Here is a 3,090-nt window from a genome sequence, read left to right as displayed (position 1 = left end):
ATTCGCCGTTGATGGAGCCGATGCTCGATGAATTCGCGGGTGTCGTCGCCGGGTTGGAGTTCCACTCGCCGCGTATTCCGTTGGTGTCGATGGTTTCCGGTGAGCGGGTGGAGGCGCTGGGCCCGGAGTATTGGGTGGAGCATGTGCGGGTGGCCGTACGGTTCGCCGACACCGTCCAAGCGCTGGCGGCGGAGGGTGTGTCGACGGTGCTGGAGCTGGGCCCGGATGCCGTACTGAGCGGCATGGGACAACAACTCCTCCCACCCGACGGCTCGTTCATACCCGCGCTCAGCCAGGGCGAGCACGAACCCGGCGAACCCGCCGCGCTGTTGACCGCCCTGGCCCGGCTGTCCGTACGCGGTGCGGACGTCGACTGGTCGGAGCTGTTCCCCGCAGCCCGCCGCGTCGACCTTCCCACCTACCCGTTCCAGCACCGGCGTTACTGGCTGGAGGACACGTCCGCCGACACGGCCTGGTGGGACGGACTCGACCTCGACGACCTGCCGGACGACCTCCGGACTTCGCTGGAGCCGGCGCTGCCCGCGCTGGCGGAGCTGCGCCGCCGTACCGAGAACAAGTCCACCGTGGACGGCTGGTGCCACCAGGTGGCGTGGGTCCCCGTGGCCGGGCGGTCCGCCGGGTCCGGCAAGCCCGCCGAGCCTACCGCGCCCGCCGAGCCCACCGCGCCCGCCGAGTCCGGCACATGGCTCGTGGTGCAACCGCCTGGGTTCCGGCCGCCCGCCGGGATCCCCGAGGGCAGTACGACGGTGGAACTGGACACCGTCGACCGTGCCGAGGTGTGCGAACGGCTGCGGGGGCTGCGTCCCGACCGGGTCGTCTCCCTGCTCGCGCTCGGCGACGCCCGGCGGAGCGGGGCCACGCTGCTGGCCTTGGTACAGGGCCTCGGCGACGCCGGAATCGACGCTCCGCTGTGGTGCGTCACGACCGGCGAACCCTTGCAGGCACTGGCACAGGGACTCGGCCGGGTCGTAGCGGCGGAGGAACCCGGCCGGTGGGGCGGGCTCGTCGAACTGATCGGTGACGACGCGTGGGCGCGGCTGCCCGAGGCCGTCGCCGGACCTGAGCACGAGGTCTCGGTCCGGTCCGAGGGCAGCTACGTACGCCGGCTTGTGAACGCGCCCGGCGCGGCGGGCGGTTGGGAGCCGTCCGGCACCGTGCTGGTCACCGGGGGCACCGGCGCGCTCGGCCGTCGTGTGGCGCACTGGCTCGCCGCCGAGGGGGCCGACCGTGTGGTGCTCGTCAGCAGGAGCGGCCCGGAGGCACCCGGTGCGGCCGACCTGACCGCGCTCGGTGTGGAGACCGCTGTGGTGGCCGCGGATCTGACCGACCCGGAACGTGCGCGGGAGTTGATGGCCGAGTGGCGTCCGACCGCGGTGGTCCACGCCGCGGGAGTGCTCGACGACGGTGTCGTCGACTCCCTCACACCGGACCGCTTCGAGGCCGTGGTGGGCCCGAAGGCCGACGCGCTGGAGAACCTGCGCCAGGCGGCGGCGGACGAGACCGTGTTCGTCGTGTTCACCTCCGTGGCCGGAGTCGTCGGTTCGCCGGGGCAGGGCAACTACGCCGCCGCCAACGCCGCTTGTGACGCGCTCGTCGCCAGCTACCGCGACCAGGGACTGCGGGCGGTCTCCGTGGCGTGGGGCCCGTGGGCCGAGGACGGGATGGCCGAGGGGAAGCGCCTCGGCCTCGACGGCCTGTCCCCGATGCCGCCGCACCTCGCGCTCTCCGTCCTCCGCCGAGCGGCCGCCCCGCTGACGGCCGTACCGTCGGCGGCTTCCCCGATGTTGGCCGCTCCGACGGCGGCCGCTTCGCTGCTGGTCGCCGACGCCGACTGGCCGCTGCTGGCAGGGCAGTTGGCGTCCTCGCAGCTGTTCGACGAGCTGCCGGGCGTCAGCCGTACCGCCGATGTGGAAGCCGGCGCGAGCCGCTTCGCCGGCCTGTCGGAGGCGGAGCGCCGACGAGCCGTGCTGTCGCTGGTACGGGACGAGACGGCGTCGGTGCTCGGCCACGGGGACGCCGGCGACCTGCGCGTCGACCGGCCGTTCCGCGAACTGGGCTTCGACTCGCTGCGCGCGGTCCAGCTGCGCAACCGGCTCGCCGCGGCCACCGGGCTGACGCTCTCCTCCACGATCGTCTTCGACCATCCGACCGCCGACGACCTGACCGCGTACCTCGAGGCCGAACTGTCCGGCGACACGGACACGCTGGAGGCCGCTTCGGCGGGCAGTGGGCGTGCGGTGGTGGATGAGGCGGTTGCCATTGTCGGGATGAGTTGCCGGTTCCCCGGTGGTGTGGGTTCGCCGGATGAGCTGTGGCGGCTGGTGGATGAGGGCGTGGACGCCGTGGGCGCCTTCCCCGACGACCGCGGCTGGAGCCTGTCCGACATCTACGACGCGGATCCCGACCGGGCGGGCACGACGACCGTTCGCGAAGGCGGATTCCTCCATGACGCGGGCGACTTCGACGCCGAGTTCTTCGGCATCAGCCCGCGCGAGGCGGCCGTGACCGACCCGCAGCAGCGGCTGCTGCTGGAGACCGCCTGGGAGGCGTTCGAGAACGCCGGTCTCGCCCCCGCCTCGCTGCGGAGCGGCGACGTCGGCGTGTTCGTCGGCAGCAACGGGCAGGACTACGGCTCGCGCGTGCTGGCCGCCGGCGAGGAGGCGGCCGGCTATGGCGCGACCGCTGCCAGCGCCAGCGTGATGTCAGGCCGCGTCGCCTACGCGCTGGGTCTTCAGGGGCCTGCGTTGACGGTGGATACGGCGTGTTCGTCGTCGTTGGTGGCGTTGCATCTGGCGGCGCAGTCGTTGCGCAACGGTGAGTGCGGGCTGGCGCTCGCGGGCGGCGCGACGGTGATGGCGACGCCGTACACCTTCGTGGAGTTCTCTCGCCAGCGAGGCCTGTCGAGCGATGGCCGCTGCCACGCCTTCAGCGCCGACGCCGATGGCACTGGTTGGGGTGAGGGTGCTGGGTGGTTGGTGTTGGAGCGGTTGTCGGAGGCGGAGCGGAACGGGCATCGGGTGTTGGCGGTGGTGCGGGGTTCTGCGGTGAATCAGGACGGTGCGTCGAATG

Annotated in this window: 1 protein-coding gene; it reads left to right on the top strand. The window is 72.7% G+C overall.

Annotation, left to right across the window (positions count from 1 at the left end; genetic code table 11):
* Positions 1-20: 20 nt before the first annotated feature.
* A partial coding sequence (locus HCC61_RS29980) for a type I polyketide synthase (protein ID WP_169141007.1) occupies positions 21-3,090 on the top strand: 3,070 nt, incomplete at its 3' end.

The organism is Streptomyces sp. HNM0575 (genome assembly GCF_012726265.1).
Taxonomy (GTDB): domain Bacteria; phylum Actinomycetota; class Actinomycetes; order Streptomycetales; family Streptomycetaceae; genus Streptomyces.
Note: the sequence above shows the minus strand (reverse complement) of the source record. Positions and strands in the feature narration are given on the sequence as shown.